Genomic DNA, 19883 nt, shown 5'->3' on the forward strand with positions numbered 1-19883 from the left:
ATTAGGAGCGACTTTTGGGGCTCATATCCAAACCTATGGCCAAAATGTACCTTATCACTCAGCCAAAGCTTAGCGTCCTGCCCTTAAAAACTCGGCAGAGTGCCCTTTGGCAGGTAAGTATTAAAGCTGGCTGTGTACAGCAGATCGGTTGCCGCTTCGATATCGGGGGCGAAATATCTGTCCTTATCATAATAGGCGACGACTTCACGTAACTCAGCCTTAGCCTTAGCCACAGCCGCACTCGGCATTAATGGCGCACGGAAATCCAAACCTTGGGCCGCCGCCAATAACTCAATCGCCAATACGCCACGGGTGTTTTCGCTCATATCCCGCAAACGACGGGCCGCGAAGGTGGCCATAGACACATGATCCTCTTGGTTGGCCGAGGTCGGTAAGCTATCTACCGATGCAGGATGGGCGTAGGTTTTGTTTTCAGAGGCTAATGCCGCCGCCGTCACTTGGGCGATCATAAAGCCCGAGTTTACGCCGCCGTTTTTCACGAGGAATGGTGGCAATTTTGACAGACTAGAATCGATCAGCAGCGCGATACGACGCTCGGCAATGGAGCCTAACTCGGCAATCGCAATCGCCAGATTATCCGCCGCCATCGCCACAGGCTCGGCGTGGAAGTTGCCGCCGGAGATAATATCGCCGGTATCTTGGAACACTAACGGATTGTCGGTCACGCCATTGGCCTCAGTGCCTAACACTTCGGCCGCGTGGCGAATTTGAGTTAAGCAAGCGCCTAAAACCTGTGGTTGGCAGCGCAGTGAATAAGGATCTTGCACCTTTTCACAATTCACGTGGCTTAAGCTGATTTCAGACTCGTCGCCCAATAGATGGCGGAACACCATGGCCGAATCGATTTGACCTTTTTGACCACGGGCGGCGTGGATGCGTGGGTCGAACGGGCTGCGGCTCCCCATAGCGGCCTCGACGCTCATAGCGCCAATCACAGAGCTAGCGGCAAATAAGTCTTCGGCGTGGAACAAGCCTTCAAGTGCCAGTGCGGTAGAAGCCTGAGTGCCGTTTAATAAAGCTAAACCTTCTTTGGCCGCTAAATCGAGTGGCTTAAGGCCCGCGATTTCTAAGCCTTCGGCGGCGGAAATAATCTGCCCTTGATAGCTCATTTCGCCTTCGCCTAATAATGGCAGACACATATGTGCCAGTGGCGCTAAGTCGCCAGAGGCACCCACAGAACCCTTTTCAGGCACGCAAGGATAAACCTCGGCATTTACAAGGCTGATAAGGAAGTTAACCACCTCTAAACGAATGCCAGAGAAACCACGGCTTAAGGAGTTGATCTTTAACACCATCATCAGGCGCACTGTGGCGTCCTGCATATATTGGCCCGTGCCCGCCGCGTGGGATAACACGATAGAGCGTTGCAGTAATTGCAGATCTTCGGGCGCGATTTTAGTGTTGGCCAGCAGACCAAAACCTGTGTTGATACCATAAACCGTGCGGCCTTCATCCAATACCTTTTGCACGATTTGCGCGCTGGTGTTGATGTCGTTAATCGCCTCTGGCGCTAATTCTAACGTGAGTTTATGGCGGCTGATTTCACGCAGTTGCGCCAAGCTTAAGCTGCCGGGCGTTAATACTAAATGATTGACTGATTTCATTTTTATATCCGTATTGTTCTGGTTGTTTTTAACGGGCTGTTTAAACAGTGAGTCTTAAACTATTAGTCTTTAAGCATGGGCAGATCTAAGCCCTGCTCTTTGGCGCAATTTTTAGCGATCTCGTAGCCCGCATCGGCGTGGCGCATTACGCCAGTCGCAGGGTCGTTCCACAGCACGCGGCCAACACGTTTTGCCGCAGCATCTGTGCCGTCACACACAATCACCACTCCCGAATGTTGGCTAAAGCCCATGCCGACGCCGCCGCCGTGGTGCAAAGACACCCAAGTCGCGCCGCTTGCCGTATTCAATAGCGCGTTCAGTAATGGCCAGTCAGATACAGCGTCCGAGCCGTCCAGCATAGATTCGGTTTCACGGTTAGGGCTGGCGACTGAGCCTGAGTCTAAGTGGTCACGACCAATCACCACGGGCGCCGACAGTTCGCCGTTTTTCACCATTTCGTTAAAGGCGAGCGCCAAGCGAGCACGATCCTTTAAGCCCACCCAGCAAATACGCGCCGGCAGACCTTGGAAGGCGATACGCTCACGGGCCATATCTAACCAGTTGTGCAGGTGTGGATTGTCGGGGATCAACTCTTTCACTTTGGCGTCGGTCTTGTAGATATCCTCAGGATCGCCAGATAACGCGACCCAGCGGAATGGGCCTATGCCTTCACAGAACAGCGGACGAATATAAGCGGGCACAAAGCCCGGGAAATCAAAGGCATTTTTAACGCCGGTTTCGAAGGCCATCTGACGAATATTGTTGCCATAGTCTAAGGTCGCAGCGCCCGCCGCTTGCAGCTCCAGCATGGCTTGCACCTGTACCGCCATCGAGGCTTTAGCCGCTTTCACGACGGCCGCTTCATCGGTTTTACGCATGTCGGCTGCTTGCGCCATAGTCCAGCCCTGTGGCAAATAGCCGTTCAGCGGATCGTGGGCCGAGGTTTGGTCGGTGACGACATCTGGAGTAATGCCACGTTTAACTAGCTCGGCAAACACATCGGCGGCGTTGGCTAATAAACCCACTGACACTGGCTTACCAGAGCTATTCGCCTCTTCGATCATGGCGATGGCTTCGTCTAACGAAGTCGCTTTTTTATCGACATAACGGGTACGCAGACGAAAATCGATACGGGTTTCGTCGACTTCACAGGCGAGCACTGAGAAGCCAGCCATAGTCCCCGCCAGCGTTTGCGCGCCGCCCATGCCGCCTAAGCCGCCGGTGAGGATCCATTTGCCCGCAGCGACACCATCAAAATGCTGCTTTGCCACCGAAACAAAGGTCTCGTAGGTGCCCTGGACAATACCTTGGGTACCGATATAAATCCAAGAACCCGCGGTCATCTGGCCATACATGGCCAAACCTAATTTATCTAACTCGTTGAAATGCTCCCAGTTAGCCCAATGGGGCACTAGGTTTGAGTTAGCGATTAACACCCGCGGTGCATCCGCGTGGGTGCGAAATACGCCCACAGGCTTGCCCGATTGCACTAATAGGGTTTCGTCATCTTCGAGGCGTTGTAAGACTTCGATGATTTTGTCGTAGCAGTCCCAGTCGCGGGCCGCGCGGCCAATACCGCCGTAGACCACTAGGTCCTCGGGGCGCTCGGCCACATCGGGATGTAAGTTGTTCATTAACATGCGCATTGGCGCTTCGGTCAGCCAGCTTTTACAGCTTAATGTGCTGCCGTGCGGAGCAATAATACGGCGGCTTGGGTCGTGTCGCTTATCCATTGAGATGTCCTCTTTCAACCTGTTGAACTCGCACGCTTTGCGGGCAAGAGCTCTTGTTTTTATTGTGTTTTATAATCGTCTAAAGGGATTAGCCTTTAGTGGTGATTGACTCGCGTTTACTTGCTAAACGTTAAATGGCCGCCGAGTTTAAAACGGCTGCCGGGGTGTACTAATTTGGCAAAACTCACTACCCCTTGGCGTGACCAAGTGCGGCGTGAAATCTGTAAACAGGGCTCGCTCGCACTGATGGCTAACCTCTGCTGGAGCTCACTACTGGCAATAATCGCCTCTATGGTGTGGTGCGCCTCGGTTAGCGGCGCCACCTGGGACAAGTATTCATGGGGTGTTTGCAAGCTAAAATCCTGCACTAGGTAGTCGGGGGCAAAAGCGGGATTCACATAACGTTCCTCCACCTGCAGTGGTAAGCCCTGCTCGCAATGCACTAATACCGAATGAAAAACCGCACTGCCTAGCTCAAGCCCTAGGGCGATGGCGATAGGCGCAGTGGCATTGACTTGCTGCAGCGCTAACTGTTTAACACTGTAACCGTGGCCGCGATCTTTTATCTCGTCGGCAATATTGCGAATGGCGAGCATGGAGGATTGCGACTTCCGCCCCGCCACAAAAGTCCCTAAACCTTGGGAGCGTTCGAGCACACCGTTATCTGTGAGTTCGGTTAATGCGCGGCGCGCCGTCATCCTGCTGCAGGTAAATAGCTCGGCAAGCTGATTCTCGGAAGGCACGCGAGCGCTTTCTTCCCACTCACCGGACTCGATACAGCTGATAATGTATTGCTTAATTTCTGCAAACTTAGGAATAGCCAAAACATTTCCTCGGAATAAAAATCTAGGTGCTCGTCACTCTTTCAAACGTTCAAAATTGCGGCTACAATCCTAGCTTGTATATACAAGTAAATACAAGCTAGCTCACATAACTTTCGATAATAAAGAATTTGCAGGGCGAAAATGCCAACGCAACGAGGGATAAAAATGTCTTGGGATCAAGTTTGGATAGACGTTAACTTAGCGACAATGGACCCTTCAATATCAGCACCTTATGGTGCGATTACCGATGCAGCCATTGCCGTAAAAGACGGTAAAATTGCCTGGCTTGGGCCACGCAGCGAACTGCCCGCCTTCGATGTATTGGCAATTCCTGTTTACAGGGGTAAAGGCGGCTGGATCACTCCAGGATTGATCGACGCCCATACTCACTTGGTTTTTGCGGGCAATCGCGCCAATGAATTTGAGCTACGCCTAAAGGGCGCCACCTATGAGGAAATTGCCCGCGCCGGCGGTGGGATTATTTCCACCGTCAAGGCCTGCCGTGAGGCGGATGAAGCAGAACTTTTTGAATTGGGTCGCCAACGCTTAAACGCCCTTGCCAAAGAAGGGGTCACCACGGTTGAAATTAAGTCTGGCTATGGCTTAGATACTGAAACTGAATTAAAAATTCTGCGTGTCGCCCGCGAACTCGGTAAACATCACCATGTGGATGTTAAAACCACCTTCCTCGGTGCCCACGCCATCCCGCCGGAATATAAAGACAATAGCGACGGCTATGTCGACTTAATTATCAATAAGATGCTGCCCGCAGTGCTCAAAGAAAACCTCGCCGATGCGGTGGATGTGTTCTGCGAAAATATCGCCTTCAATCTTGAGCAAACCGAGCGAGTACTGAGCGCCGCTAAAGCCGCAGGCTTAGAAATTAAGCTCCATGCCGAGCAGTTAACCAATATGGGCGGCAGCGCACTGGCCGCACGTCTTGGCGCTAAGTCGGTGGATCATATCGAATATTTAGATGAAGCTGGCGTAAAAGCCTTGAGTGAAAGCGGCACCTGCGCCGTGCTACTGCCGGGCGCGTTTTACTTTTTACGGGAAACCCAAAAGCCACCCATAGATTTACTGCGCCAATATGGCGTGCCTATGGTGCTGGCAAGCGACTTTAACCCCGGCTCATCGCCCATTTGCTCGACCCTGTTAATGCTCAATATGGGTTGCACCCTATTCCGCTTAACCCCAGAGGAAGCCTTAGCTGGCTTAACATTAAACGCCGCCAAAGCACTAGGGATTGAAAATAAGGTCGGCAGTTTAATGGTCGGCAAACAGGCGGATTTCTGCCTATGGGATATTTCAACCCCAGCACAGCTAGCCTATTCCTACGGCGTAAACCCCTGTAAGGATGTAGTGAAAAACGGCAAGCTTATTCATCAATAAACGGCTAAAGCGTAAGATGAATTATGTTTTGCTGAATTAACGCTTGCTTAAATAAAGTCTTTTAACTGTAAGCCAAGCGGGGATAACTAAAATCCCCATTTGAATTACCACTTAACGATGGCAGACAAGGTAAGTATCTTCCGAGATCCCACGTATACCTCTCCCCTACATTCGGCACTAAATTAGGGCTCATCCCAACAAATTTATTCCCTATCGCACTTATTGCAATAATGTAATAATTACGTGTAATGTATGTAGCTCACAATATAAGCGACTAGCTTACATAGTTGTTGATTGATTCATCTATAAATCATTTTTAAAGGACATTTGTCGTAAGGATACACTCTTCATGAAGCAATTTTTGCTACTAATCTGTGTCGGCTGGCTGTTAAGCGGTTGCATACAACCCATCTCAAAGTTAAAAAACGATCAAGACAGGCCGCTCGATAGCAACACAGGCTATTTACTGATGTCGGTGGATACCAATGTAGACTTACACAGCATAATGCTTAGCGGCACTAAATACCTGCAACTGACTGCACAAGATTTAAAATTTGGTTCTAATTATATTATGGTTGATGTGCCTGCCGGCGACTATGAAATTAGCGATATTAAATTAAATCGCTATCTAGTAATAGAACTAACCGATGACATATGGAATTTCCATGTTGAACCTGGAAAAATAAACTATATTGGCCACTTAAGTGTTGATGCAATCTGGAGTTATTATTCATTTGATGGCGTTAGAGCTATTTTAGAAAACCAATCAACCAACGCACTCGAGTATTTAGAACGTCATTTCCCTAAGATTTATCAAGCAAGAGGACTCAATTACGCAGGCCCTGGAGAAGATCATTTCTTTGAGTACGCCCGTAAAGTTAAAGAAGGGACTGTACAATGAAAAATATATTTTTACTCTTTACTTTCATATTTGGATTAAGTGCAATTCATTCCATTGCATCGCCCATTCCTGCAAATAAATTATTTGCCAACTCAGCATTAAGCAACCTGCAATTTTCACCCGATGAAAAATATATTTCTGGCGAAGTCATCGAGGACAAAGGTAAGTTTTTATCATTAATTGATGTAGCAACCAATGAATATACTAATATTATTCAGCTAGATGCCGATGAAAGCATTACAGAGTATGCTTGGCTCGATAATAACAGTATCTACGTAAAATATTTGCAAGGTCGGAACAGTTTTCAAGCCGTGCTAGACATAATCCACAAGGATGGCGTTGTCCGTTCAAAAACCAACCGATTAATGTTTGAAGGCTCCCTAGTTAGGATAAAACCTAATTCAGGAACCCTATTATATGGTTATGCCAGCCGTAATAGTGAATACCAAAAATTATACGAAGTCACAGTAAATGAATTAAAGAATAAGGCATTTTCATCAAAAAACTTAGTTGATGATGATCTTCGGAATGTTTTTGGCTATTTCTTTGATGAAAATAAAGAAATGCTGTTTGCATTAACGCTGGATAAAGATGCCAAAAAAGTTAATTTCCATTATAGACCCCTTGCGAATAAAAACTGGCAACATTTATTTAGTTTGACATCGGGTAAAGAAACCTTTATCCCGCAACATATTATCGACAATAACACCATGTATGTGCTTAGTAATAAGAGCACAGATAAAGTCGCATTGCATAAATTCGATATAAAACAGCAAAAAGTGACCGAACTCGTTTATGAAAACCAAAAATTTGATTTAATAGACAGTACTTTTGATGAAAACAATCAATTGCAATCCGTATCATTTTATGAAAATGGCCAGTTAAATACACAATATTTTGATCAAGAAGCTAATCTCCAACAGGCAGTATTTAAGCATTCATTTCCAAATAAGCATACTGTAGTGACAGCGACCTCACCAAGTGGCAAATTCAGTGCATTATATGTTTATGCTTCTGATGATCCTGGCACTCGCTACGTCTATAACAACGAGACGAAAAAAGCGTTTTTACTCTCTAAAGTGCTACCCAATCTCGAAGGCTACACCTTAAGTAAAACCGAAGCCTTTACGGTTGAATCCGATACTGGCGTATCCGTCGAGTCATACCTCACACTGCCCCAATCGGATAATGCAAATGGCGTGCTGTTAGTTATGCCTCACGGCGGCCCAGTTGGTATCCGCGATTACGATGGCTTTAATCCCGAGAGCCAATACTTCACTAGCAGAGGATTTGCGGTATTAAGGGTGAATTTCCGCGGCTCAGCTGGATATGGCAAAGCCTTTCTTGAAGGTGGTGTAGGTCAATTTGGATTAGACATAGAAAAAGATATCACTGCAGCGGTGGAACATGTTCGAGCGAAACACCAATTTAAGCGTAGCTGCGCTATAGGTGCCAGTTATGGTGGCTACTCATCTGTGATGCTCGCCATTAAACATCCAGATCAATATCAATGTGTTGTCGGCGCATACGGTGTTTACGATCTACCTTTACTCTTTAATTCCAGCAATATCACAGCAACCGAAGAATTTCGTCAAATGACGGCAAATACCGTCGGTAAATACAGCGCTGAATTAAAGGCAACATCACCGGTTTATTTGTCCGATAAAATTGATGTTCCCCTACTATTAATTGCTGGCACTGAGGATATGACCGCCGAGCTAGAACATAGCCACAGACTTGAATATGTCTTAAAAGCGAGGGGGCGAGCACCAGAAACCTTGTATTACAAGAAAACAGGACACGGACACACTAGTCTCTATTGGCTGCAGCATGAAACTATTAGCACGGCAGATTTTTTACAGCGCACATTAGAGCTGCCTGAGTACGAATCTACAGTCACGGATAAAAAGAAGTTAGCCGCACTCGCCGAAGATTATGTGACCCTTGGTGATGCCCGTAACTGGGAGACTAAGATAGAACTCAATAAAGGGCTAGCCATGGAGTATTACCTCAGGGCAGCAAAAATGGGCAGTGGCCGAGCAAGCTTTCTCGTTGGCATTAAGCATTATGATAATGAAGAAAAGCTCGCTTCCATTTCTTGGTTCGAAAAAGCAGCTGAAGCAGATTTTGCGCCAGCTAACTATATGCTAGGACTGATGTTCACTGGTGAAGATGGCATGGCCATAGATCTGGCCAAATCCTTTCACTATTTTGAATTAGCCAATGAGCAAGGTGCCGACGCTAGGGCAAGGCTAATGATGGCCAAAGCGTTATGCACTGGCGCTGGTGTTAGCAAAGACGTAAGTCGCTGTGCAGAACTCCTTGCCTTGTCTGACTTGAAAGCTAAGCCCACTTACTTACAAAAAAATGAAGTCACTAAAGCGAGTTTGTCTTTGCAATCACAGGTAATTGCTGAGATTTTTGCTGAGACTGACTTTAATTCGAGTGAGTTGCAGCTATTGCAGAATATGATAAATAGCGAGCTGAAAATTAAGCTAAACCCTTTGTCTCTCGATGATGTAGCGGCAGGCATTATCATTGATTCCACGGGAAGCAAGGGTAAGAGTGAGATCCAAGTTGCTAAAAACATAAAGTTTAATCCCGGAGATGTTATTGGGACTGTATTTGCAGTTGATATGGCATCCAAGCAAGACAATGTTGGTTTAACGTGCAACTGGAGTTACCTAGACGCCGAAGGAAATAGCAAATCACTCCATAATCATTTGCTATGGGGCAATAGCGATAATCAGGAGTGGAGCTGCACTCACAAAATACTTCCTGAGGATCAGTCAACAGGGACGTATATAGTCACCTTACGTGATCTGTCGGATAGTGTCTTGTTAGTAAAAGAATTTACCATGGTTCAATAATTGACAATGACGCGTCCAGGCAACACTTAATGATGACCGTATGATGTTCCACGGAGTATAGCTTCTAGGAGTGGTGTTACTGCGCTTGAGCTTATCTCGCAACAAGTCGCTCTGAAAAGTCCCTCTGAACCACTCAGGTACAGAGGGACAGCTTAGGCCTCATCCTTCCAACAAAGTAAGCTAAAATTCGGAGCTGCCATTTAAATATTTTGCCCTTTTCACCAACCAAGCGAGACTCAAATCAATGCAGTTTCAGCCCTAAACTGCATTTTATTCCTCGAACTCACTATTTCGCTGGCACCCCAAAAAATCTGCACCTTTAAATAATCAACAGAATAAAATAAATAAACAACACAGCATTCAATTAACTATTCATAACGCTAGTTACAGCACATATAAATATCAATTTATAGAACGGCAAACTGATTAGTGTCTGCATAAACCCTAAATAAATATTGAGCCGAAAAAGATCATTCATTTCGATTTAATACGCCCGATATTAGCAAGATAAGTCATTAAAATCGCCCTTTAAAGCCGATATCGGACACAAAAAATTAACAGCGATTACACTTTCATGACATTTTGATTGTGGCATAATGCGGCGGTTTTTCTCGATTATCACGCTTTAATCGATTGGAACAACATAATTCTGGGGTCCAGTATTGGCCGATATAAGGCCAAACTGAAAATAAAATAATAATGAGTAATGTTGATGATAAATAAATCCAAAATCGCAATATCTATGTTGATAGCGGGCTTGGCATTAAATGCCAATGCCGAACTGTTAATTAGTGAAGTGCTATATGACACACCCAATAATGACAGTACCGAAGAATATATCGAACTCTTTAATCCAAGCTGTGATGCTATCGATTTAAGCCAGTACCAATTAAATGACAATGGTGCCAGTTTAAATCTCACGGGCACCTTAGCGGCGGGGCACTATTTGACCGTTGCAATCAATGCCGCGGGTTTTAACAGCCTCTTTGGCATAACCGCCGATATCGCCCCCATGCCACTCACCTTAGGCAACTCTGGGGACTATGTTCGCCTCACCAAGGGCGCGGATGAAATTGATCTGGTCGCTTGGGAAGGCGGAATTTCAGGCTGGAGTCTCAATGTTCGTGATGTGTCCCTCGTTCGAACGACTAGCCTCAACACTAAGTCTCAAGCGGATTGGGCCGCCGCTAACAATGCCGGGACGCCGGGCAGCGGCAACTTAGCCTCACTATGCGATACCAGTGGTGATGGCGGCTCTACACCCCCAACCACCACTGACAATCTGCTTGAACCAGGTGAGAGCCAACTCAACCTCAGTGCAGCCCAGGGCCAAGTGCTTAAATTTGTAGCCGATGTGCCAGAAAATGCCACTGAACTTAGCTTTACCATGAACGGTGGCAGCGGTGATGCCGATATGTATGTCCGTTACGGTAACGAGCCCACGACCAGCCAATATGACTGCGCACCTTACCTTTCTGGTAACAATGAATCCTGCCCTATCGCAAGCGCAGCGGCGGGACGTTATTACGTCAATCTAGTCGCTTATCAGAGCTTTAGCGGTATTAGCTTAACGGTTAATTACACTATACCCACCCCCACAGATCCCGATAACGGTTCGGGCGGAAATACTGGCGGCACGACACCAGATCCCGATGGCTATAGCTTCAATAGCTATTACGCGAATGCGATAGGAAAAAGTGGTAGCACGCTAAAAACCAGTTTAAATCTGATTATTCGAGATCAGACCCAATTCAGCTATGCGCAGGTTTGGGATGGGCTCAACTATACCGATGAGGATCCCAATAACAGCAACAATGTGATTCTGCTGTATACGGGCCGCTCAGAACCGAAAACCAACCGTGCGGGCATGAGCAGTTCCTTAGATGCTTGGAATCGGGAACATGTTTGGGCCAAGAGCCATGGCTTCCCCAATAGCAGCCAACACGCTTATACCGACCTTCATCACTTACGCCCGGCGGATGTGACAGTCAACAGCACTCGTGGTAACAAGGACTTCGCCTTAGGAGGCACACCGCTGAGTGAGGCGCCAGCAAACAAGACCGACAGCGATAGTTTTGAACCTGCCGATATGGTTAAAGGTGATGTCGCACGTATGGTCTTCTATATGGATGTGCGTTATCAAGGTGGGGATAACAGTGGAACGCCGGATCTGAGCGTAGCGAAGGGCATGACGGGTGAAGGTGAGCCCTTACTCGGCGATCTCTGTACCTTGTTGGGCTGGCATATCCAAGATCCCGTAAGCGATTGGGAACGCCGCCGCAATAATCGCGTTTACGAGCAACAACACAATCGCAACCCGTTTATCGATAACCCACAATGGGCTGCAGATATCTACAGTGCCTCATGTAACTAATCCCGTTACTTAGCCATCAAATATTAGCCCGACCTAGGTCGGGCTAATTATTCGCAGCTATTCCCAAGCAGCCATATTAAACGCGGTCGCCCAATGCGTTTTCCCACAACACTTCTGAGCCGGTTGTTAAAATTTGCCATCTTGAACGCGGGCCGCCCGCACCGTCATTCCCGCAATGCTTATAAACGGGAATCCAGCATTTAGACAATGGAAGTTTGGCTATTAGGAAATATATGGTTAACCCTATCACAGGCGTGGCGGTGTAATAACCCTAGCCCAGATAGTACTTGTTAACTCTCTTGCTGAATCCCTAGCACGTGGCTGCTTGGGAATAAGAAGCCGCATGCGTTTAGCTCCATTTTCCAATGCCTCGCGGATGCCAAATATGCCTGCCCGCAAACGTAACGTGGCCTCGGAAAATTCCAGCTGGTTCAAGAGGGTTGAAAGCCCCCAATCACTCTCCAAGCGTTTCTTCTCTATCGTATATATCAAAGCATCCAAGAAACCACCCTGGATTTGGCCTGAACTCAACTGAGCTATGGGGGTGTTTGAGCTGCATTTTAGTAAACGCTCAAAACAGCAGCCGAGCACTGCGAGGTCCAAAACTCCGCCAGAGCGATTATAAAATGCTTACTCACGAGTACCAGTTGAATACAGATGATTAACACAGTAAGCACTACCTTTTACTTGTTTGAGACTACAGCCTGACCAAATACATAGATCATGGGTATAACCACCCCGATTCTCTACCATTTGAGCTTTAATCTGTGGCTTGCTATCACATGATTCCCAGTTATCTCGCGACGGAATTTTTACCGCATAACAAGTCTGATATTTGTCCCATTCGTCTACTTTATAATGCTGACCACACTCAGGGCACTGCATTAGCAAAACCCAACTTCCGACATCTAGCTGGTTCAGATTTGATTTGAAATCAGAGTGACTATTGCTGATATCAATTAATGTTGGTTGTTCAATACAAGTACACATATTCCCTTTAGACATTGAGTTTTATCCGAACCTCTTATTAAACCCCGTTTATCAAAGGTAATCATCCTGATTACCTAGATAAAATTATTTAATAATCACAGAAACTTACCACTCATCACAATGAATGTTCAACAATTTTCCCCACCGAAAAAAGCGAAATTTTGCATACCGAAAAGCGTTTTGGCGCGCTATATCAGTTGCTCGCGCTGGAGCAAAAGCGTATTAATCAGATGCTGAAAAATCCTTAAAATTAAATGTGATAACAGCCTCAGAGAGACCATTTATAGACATCATTACCCCATTCTCCCGGTACCGACGCCACTGCCGCAGTTATTATCTAAATTCTGGCCACCGCTATCATGGTAAGTTTCAGCATCTAGGCTGATGATTTGGCCGCAATTGATGCAGGAAAAGTAATTGTTCACTCGATCTTAAATATGACCACGGCCATATCAGTGTTAATGGGTAAAAATAATGCCATAAATGCCCTATCGACTCTCTACTTTTTCCTTGTAATATAAAGCCTTTACTATTGTTAAGAGCCAAGAAAGACAATGTATATTCCCAAGAAAATGGTCATGTCAGGCAATGAGGCCATCACAAATTTTATTGCCCAGAACAGCTTTGGGTTGATGGTTTCAGGCTCACTTAATGCGACCCATATTCCCTTTGTGCTCGATGCGACAGCGGGCGAAAACGGCGTGTTATATGGTCATGTCTCAAGGGCTAATTCGCACTGGCAGGAAATAGCAAACCAGCGGATATTAGTCGTTTTTAGTGGGGCACACTCTTATATTTCCCCCACTTGGTATGATGCTAAACCTGCGGTGCCGACATGGAATTATGCGGCGGTACATTGTTATGGGATAGCACACTTACTTAATGATGACGAAACCCAAGCCGTTTTAGATAAACTAGTGGTGCAGTATGAACCAAAACTACTGCAAGATAAGCAGCTTATGCCCGATGAGTACCAGCAAAAACTACGACAAGCCATAGTCGGTTTTAAGATTGTGATTGATGAAATACAAGCGAAGGAGAAACTCGGCCAACATAGATCCAGTGGCGATCAACAGGGCGTATTTAGCAGCTTAAGTGCCAGCCCCCATCCCGATGCTAAACAGCTAGCTCAATATATGCTGCAACGCGATATTGGTAGAGGCAATAAATCAGATAACTAACCTCGCTTTACTCAGTTTCCTGTCGGTTAACGTCTCTGCATATAGACTCTAAAAATAGGCCAACCAATCAATTAACGGCCAATTTGATAGAAAATACGCCAGAGGCAGAGAACTTAAGATACCTACGCAGCCGATCAATAACCTCAGCCAGTTTGGAATGGGATTGTGGTAAAAGATAGCCTTCTCTTCGTCGATCTGGCTATCATCTCTTTTACACAGTGAGTCAATCCATGCCTTCACTGCAATCCTAACTGCACATGGGACATAGTAAAATCTCCAAGAAGATGAAGTTAGTTTAAAACTCTTTCTTCATGGTCATCCACTTGATGATAGAACTTCACTTCTTTAATTTTTTGCTCTGACTCTTCTTCGGTTAACACTTCTTGTTTGACTAGCCATTTGAATTTGTTGATCTCATTGCCCAATTCATTCTCTGGGTTGATATCTGCATACCAATGGGCAAGTTGCACTTTGCGACGCGCCATTAATTCTGCAATCAAAGCATCATGGTGTTTGTCTTTAATGATAAAAATGTTGGCGCCTTCAGCTTTAAATACCGTATAGGTCACCTTAGTCATTAATGCCCATGTTAGACAAGCAGCCCCAATAAATATCCACATGGGGTCAAAGTAAAAGACACCTCGCGTAAAACTGCCGTAGCCACTTTGAAAAAGGCCAAGCATTATCCACAACACCCCAACATTTCTAAGCCAATCATTTTGTTCGATTTGCTCGGAGCGCTTAAGGGGTAAATCACCGTAATAAACTTCAACATCCCCTTTGCCAGAGGCATCTTCATAGGCGTATTGAAACTGCTCTTGCCCCATACTAAAGGTGTGTTTGTTTTTTCCCTTTTTTTGTATTACTTCCATTTTTTATCCTTTATCACTCATTCATCCAAAACAATGATATTTAAACAACTTATCGGCTTTTGAGTCAACAAATTAGCAACATTTTGATTCAGTTGATAGTACCGCAATACCCAAAGAAGTTGAGCACTAAAAACATGCAAGGCTTAAGCAACGTCAAAAATCCCATTCAACACTAGCTACAAAATTCTTGCAGTTTGGTGGCAATAAACTGCTAGGATAACCGCTCAACTTTGAGGTTGATCACATTTACGCATGGTTTAACGCTTTAGGTTTCCCAGCCAAACCACGGCTTAACCTGATACCCACCTTATGAGTAATTCGATGAAAAGAATAATAAATAGCTTAATAATAGGTCTGTTAGTCACAGGTTGTAGCGATCCAAACGATACGCCCGCGACTCAAACAACAGCGCAAGCTTCGGCGCAAAATGCCACTCAAGCTGTGAGCCTTAAGCAGCAACTATCGGGCATTACCCAGCGTTACTTCGCCCTAAGACCCGAGATTGCCACCTATTATGGCGTGCCCGATGCGCAAGCAGGGAAAGAGGTGATGTCGAAACTCACCGACTACAGCCCATCCGCTGAACATCATCGCCGTGAAGCCCTTAAAACCATATTGAATGAACTTAATGCTATCGATAGCAGCACCCTTAGCGCCTCCGAGCGAGTCAGCCTCAAGTCGATAACATCCGAGGTGAAAGGTGCGCTACTTCCCGCCGAAACCGTGGCCTATGGCACTATGCTTGGCGAGTATGGCGTATGGTTTTTACCTTATTCGGTCAACCACTTATCTGGATTACATGTTGAGTTTCCTGGTTATATGGAAGACAAATTTGCAGTCACCAATACCGCCGAAGCTCAGGCCTACCTTAGCCGCTTAAGCCTGTATCCCGCGGCGATGGGCACCTTAATCGACAAACTCGCCCAAGATGTACAGATGGGAGTCATCCCACCGGATTTTATTATCAATAAGACCATAGCCAACTTACAGCAACAACTGGTTGGCAAGGCCAGCGAACATCCCTTAGTCAGCAGTTTTAACGCTAAGTTAGCCGCCGCCAAAGTGCCAGAAAGCGAAGCTTTAGCCCATTCGGCCGCCGAACTGGTTGAAACTAAGTATTACCCCGCGACTCGCCAACTGATCTCTGCGCTGCAAAGCGTGCGGTTAAAGGCGTCCCACATTGCGGGCATAGGACATTTACCTCAAGGGGCTAAGTTGTATCAGGCGATGATTAAGCATCTTGCCAACTCGGATAAAACCGCCGAGGAAATTCATCAACTCGGTCTAACGGAAGTCGCCCGTATCACAACTGAAATGGACGCCTTACTGAAACAAGTCGGCTATCGCAAAGGGACTGTGGGCGAGCGCATGCAAACACTGCTGCGGGATCCTAAATATCTCTACCCAGATACCGCCGCAGGTAAACAGCAGTTAATGGCTGATATTCAAGCTAATCTTGCACTAGTCAATACAAAATTACCCCTATGGTTTGGCCGTTTACCCGATCAACAAGTCGCCGTTGAAGCCGTGCCCGATAGCCGCGCCGCAGCCACCAGTGGGGCATTTTATGATGCACCGTCACAGGATGGCACGCGTAAGGGGACATTTTGGATAAGTCTGTATGATATGGCGGCGCTGCCATCTTACTCGCTGCAAACCTTAACCTATCACGAGACCAATCCTGGCCATCATCTGCAAACCATTATCGGTTTGTCGGACAGCTTACCGCTGCTGAGCACCATTTTTTACTCTAATGCCGCTGGCGAGGGCTGGGCCCTTTACGCCGAGCGTCTTGCGGCTGAGATGGGGATTTACCAGGATAACCCCATCAACAACATTGGCCGCTTACAGTCAGAACTACACCGCGCCGTGCGTCTAGTGGTCGATACTGGTATGCACGCTAAAGGTTGGAGTCGTGAACAAGCAATTGATTATGCGATAAAAACAGAAGGAATCCATCGTTCAGAGGCAACGGGTGAAATCGAGCGTTATGTGGTTTGGCCGGGGCAAGCCTTAGGCTATAAATTAGGCGAGCTTAAAATTATCGAACTACGTGAAAAAGCCAAAAAAGTGCTGGGTGATAAGTTTGATATCAAAGTCTTCCACGACCGCTTACTCGAAAATGGCGCCCTGCCCTTGGATTTATTAGAGCAAAAGATTGATCAGTGGCTCGAGGCGGCAACGGCTCCCGCAACACCGGCTTAGGGCATTGTAAAACCAGCGTGATAAATCAGGGGCAGTCAAATACTGCCCCTGAAATTATGCACCAATCGACCTTGATACACCCAAATATCAAGCCCAGCGCCAGTCTGTGTTAGGCCCAACCCCAACAAATGCCGCGATGTTTATACCACAACCAATTCAACAGCTTCTAAACGGCTCACACTGCTTGTGAAAACCGACGACTACGGCGCTGTAATAGCCAAAAAATCATTAAAACACCAAAGGTTGCGGCAAACAGAGTTAATGCTCTGGCCACACCGTAAAAATTCGTCAGATTAAAGGACACCCCATCGGACCAAAGTACCAGTAAACCCAGTGGCATTTGCATTGCTACTGCAGCAAACCAATCAAATGGCGATCGAGGAAAAAGCCGTTGATACGCAAAAAGCATTAACCCCGAGAGCAAAATTAACAGCCCGGCGTCATGGACACCTAACCCCAGATAAACCGGGCTAGTGTGGCTAAGGTTATCGACACTCCCCAGCAAGGCGTACATATAGCCCACCGTTGCAACCAGTGTAAAACTCACAAAACTCAATACCGCCAAGAGAATACCTAAACCGAATGCGGGTAAATATTTCATAAATTGCCTCATCATTACAGGGCGCTCGACTTCATCTATAAAACCATAAAGTTGAATAAATTAAGTCGAAAGAGAGTAAAGCTACAATAACAGCCCCAATTTCCCTTAGCTATTAAGACCATAGTCTTATGGCTAGCACATACTTATGCGCAATATACAGCGGGCAACCAGGCAAAAATGTTCCGTCCACGGTTAATACACTTATTGAGACGCCTGATACTCAGCTAACTGTTTACTGTATTTATTTTGGAAGAATGGATGATCTGTTAATTCAAGCGCTTGCTTTTCATACTTAATGGCCTCGACCAGTTGACCTTGACTTGCATAGACACTTGCCAATGCATGGCAGGCTTCGAAAGCCGTTGGAATCGCTTTTAAGGTTTGCAGATAAATATCTATGGCTTTGGTGGGTTTGGTCGTCTCGAAAGAACTTGCCAACGCAATCAGCGAGTCAGTCGCGGGCACATCAAATCCATATTTGTCATTCGACAGGGTTTTATAATGTGCCAAAATTGCTGTTGCGCCCTGGCGTGATATGGCCGAGTCAGGCTTAAGCACTTGGTGTACATCGTTAAAAATCGCTTCAATACCATAAGCCGTCGCCAAAATAGGTTGCGTCATATAGTAAGTGCCATCGAAACGTTTAATGCGGTAGTCGAGTAAATCCGTGGCGTTCGCCTTGATAATGGCTTCAAGCTTGGCAAAGTCAGCTAATTGATTTTGTTCGAAATCACTGTCGCTAGTGCTCATAAAAAGGAATCTTGGCTTGCCTTTCATACCTGCGAGTTTCTTAGCAGCATCAGCCATCACAAAGGCGTAATTATCATCCAGTACTGGACTTGCGGCGATATAGGCATTAAATAGGCTTGGGCGATTCAAAAGCGTGTAGAGGCTAAAAGTGGCATTGCCAGTGAAGCCATTGAGGATCCGAAAACCATTTGTGCGATATTGTTTATCGATGGCGGGCAGTAGATCTCGCTCCATAAAATCTAAAAACTGCTGATTTTCTTGCTGCTTAATGGCTAAGCTTTTTAACTCACCTAAGCCTGCATGACCATTTGGCGCCGTCACAATAATGGTTTCTAGCCAAGGCCAGCCGCCGTTATGACTCATCCAATCTTCCATTCCAGCGAGATAGCCATGGCTACGAGGATGTAAATCCACCAATACCACGTAGCGTTTATCAGCTTTCGATTGGTAACTCGCCGGTAGTGTCACCTTAAAGTCAGCGGGTTCAGTTAACAGACTCGAACTGACCTTTAAAACCTGTGGCTGAGCGGGGAGGGTATCATCAGCATGTGCGTGGACATTAACGAATGCAAAGCCGTAAGTCACCAGCAGTATCAATAGCGTACGCATAAATTTCATTCCTTGAAAATCAACTAGATGGGCATATACCAAAGTTAACACCCCTATTATTGAAAGTAAATTCGATACCACGACCTAACCCTTCCCCCAAGCAGTTCGCAAATCCTAAGTAATCCCATTTAGGCTGTGATACCTCAGGTAAGACTCGCGAAATACACTAGCCAATTGTGCCAATAACGCTTAGGATCGGGGTTGCATTTTTAAGCCAACATATTGTGGAGTATCAAAACATTATGGGTATCAGAGCCATAGTCGTAGACACAGCGGGCACCACGACAGACCTAAACTTTATCCAAGATGTACTATTCCCCTATTCTGTCAAAGCCTTGCCAGACTTTTTAGAACAGAACCAACACAATGTATTGGTTGAAAACTGTATCTGTGACACTAAAGATATCGCCCTAGAACCCGATGCGGACCTAGCGCGTGTGACTGAAATTTTGCAGCAGTGGGTTAGCGAAGACCGTAAGGCGACCCCGCTCAAGACCCTACAGGGTTTGATTTGGAAGCAAGGCTACGCCCAAGGCGAATTTAAGGGCCATATCTTCCCCGATTTTATCGAAGCGGTGAAACGCTTTAGTGCGCAAAAACTGCGTATTTATAGCTTTTCATCGGGCTCTGTCGATGCGCAAAAACTGTTATTTAGCCACAGCGATGGCGGCGATTTAACCGAGATGTTCAACGGTCATTTTGATACCCGTACAGGCAACAAATTAGATAAACAGGCCTATGCGAATATCCTCAACACTATCAGCTTAAGCCCTAAGCAAGTGCTGTTTGTGTCTGATGTGATTGAAGAATTAAAAGCCGCCGAAGCCGCAGGCATGATGACCTATCAAATGGTACGCGACAGCAAACAGCGCACGGGTGAGTTTCGCAAAATCAGCAGCTTCGATGAGCTAGTGATCGAATAACGCCTCCGCTAACTGACTTAGCCGATAAAACGA

General features: G+C 46.3%; 13 protein-coding genes. 7 read left to right on the forward strand and 6 right to left on the reverse strand.

Annotated features, from left to right (window positions below; all coding sequences use genetic code 11):
• Positions 1–83 precede the first annotated feature (83 nt).
• From hutH to hutC, 3 genes are all read right to left on the reverse strand, one after another.
• The gene (gene hutH / locus JFT56_RS19395; protein WP_198781591.1) at positions 84–1625 is read right to left on the reverse strand and encodes a histidine ammonia-lyase; all 1542 of its coding nucleotides are present in this window, start codon (positions 1623–1625) and stop codon (positions 84–86) included.
• A gap of 62 nt (positions 1626–1687) precedes the next feature.
• Complete coding sequence (hutU, locus tag JFT56_RS19400; protein WP_198781593.1) at positions 1688–3358, reverse strand: urocanate hydratase; 1671 nt, start codon at positions 3356–3358, stop codon at positions 1688–1690.
• 116 nt (positions 3359–3474) lie between these two features.
• A complete protein-coding gene (gene hutC, locus JFT56_RS19405; RefSeq protein ID WP_198781595.1) occupies positions 3475–4182 on the reverse strand; it encodes a histidine utilization repressor in 708 nt (235 codons plus the stop codon).
• A 165-nt stretch (positions 4183–4347) separates the two neighbouring features.
• On the opposite strand from hutC, the gene hutI reads away from it, so the two are divergent.
• The 5 genes from hutI (at position 4348) to JFT56_RS19430 (ending at position 13890) form a co-directional block, all read left to right on the forward strand.
• Positions 4348–5574 carry an imidazolonepropionase gene (gene hutI, locus JFT56_RS19410; RefSeq protein ID WP_198781597.1) on the forward strand — a complete coding sequence of 409 codons (1227 nt, stop codon included), beginning with the start codon at positions 4348–4350 and terminating at the stop codon, positions 5572–5574.
• Positions 5575–5923: 349 nt separating this feature from the next.
• Positions 5924–6475: a hypothetical protein gene (locus JFT56_RS19415; protein WP_198781599.1), complete on the forward strand. Its 552-nt coding sequence runs from the start codon at positions 5924–5926 to the stop codon at positions 6473–6475.
• On the forward strand, positions 6472–9345 hold the full coding sequence (locus JFT56_RS19420; protein WP_198781601.1) for a prolyl oligopeptidase family serine peptidase: 2874 nt from the start codon (positions 6472–6474) through the stop codon (positions 9343–9345). The genes JFT56_RS19415 and JFT56_RS19420 overlap by 4 nt, the downstream gene beginning before the upstream one ends.
• A gap of 712 nt (positions 9346–10057) precedes the next feature.
• Positions 10058–11719 carry an endonuclease gene (locus JFT56_RS19425; protein ID WP_198781603.1) on the forward strand — a complete coding sequence of 554 codons (1662 nt, stop codon included), beginning with the start codon at positions 10058–10060 and terminating at the stop codon, positions 11717–11719.
• 1544 nt (positions 11720–13263) lie between these two features.
• Positions 13264–13890 carry an FMN-binding negative transcriptional regulator gene (locus JFT56_RS19430; protein WP_198781605.1) on the forward strand — a complete coding sequence of 209 codons (627 nt, stop codon included), beginning with the start codon at positions 13264–13266 and terminating at the stop codon, positions 13888–13890.
• 290 nt (positions 13891–14180) lie between these two features.
• On the opposite strand, the gene JFT56_RS19435 is transcribed toward JFT56_RS19430, so the two are convergent.
• Complete coding sequence (locus JFT56_RS19435; RefSeq protein ID WP_198781607.1) at positions 14181–14762, reverse strand: hypothetical protein; 582 nt, start codon at positions 14760–14762, stop codon at positions 14181–14183.
• A gap of 321 nt (positions 14763–15083) precedes the next feature.
• On the opposite strand from JFT56_RS19435, the gene JFT56_RS19440 reads away from it, so the two are divergent.
• Positions 15084–16967, forward strand: coding sequence for a DUF885 domain-containing protein (locus JFT56_RS19440; protein WP_233095552.1), 1884 nt, complete (start codon positions 15084–15086; stop codon positions 16965–16967).
• 175 nt (positions 16968–17142) lie between these two features.
• On the opposite strand, the gene JFT56_RS19445 is transcribed toward JFT56_RS19440, so the two are convergent.
• Together JFT56_RS19445 and JFT56_RS19450 are read right to left on the reverse strand one after the other, a co-directional pair.
• Complete coding sequence (locus JFT56_RS19445) at positions 17143–17568, reverse strand: hypothetical protein (protein WP_233095553.1); 426 nt, start codon at positions 17566–17568, stop codon at positions 17143–17145.
• Between the two features lie 201 nt (positions 17569–17769).
• Positions 17770–18927: an alpha/beta hydrolase-fold protein gene (locus JFT56_RS19450; RefSeq protein WP_198781610.1), complete on the reverse strand. Its 1158-nt coding sequence runs from the start codon at positions 18925–18927 to the stop codon at positions 17770–17772.
• A gap of 242 nt (positions 18928–19169) precedes the next feature.
• Between JFT56_RS19450 and mtnC the strand changes: the two genes are divergently transcribed.
• Positions 19170–19850 carry an acireductone synthase gene (mtnC, locus tag JFT56_RS19455; protein ID WP_198781612.1) on the forward strand — a complete coding sequence of 227 codons (681 nt, stop codon included), beginning with the start codon at positions 19170–19172 and terminating at the stop codon, positions 19848–19850.
• Positions 19851–19883: the final 33 nt, after the last annotated feature.

It is taken from the genome of Shewanella putrefaciens (genome assembly GCF_016406305.1).
GTDB lineage: Bacteria > Pseudomonadota > Gammaproteobacteria > Enterobacterales > Shewanellaceae > Shewanella > Shewanella putrefaciens_C.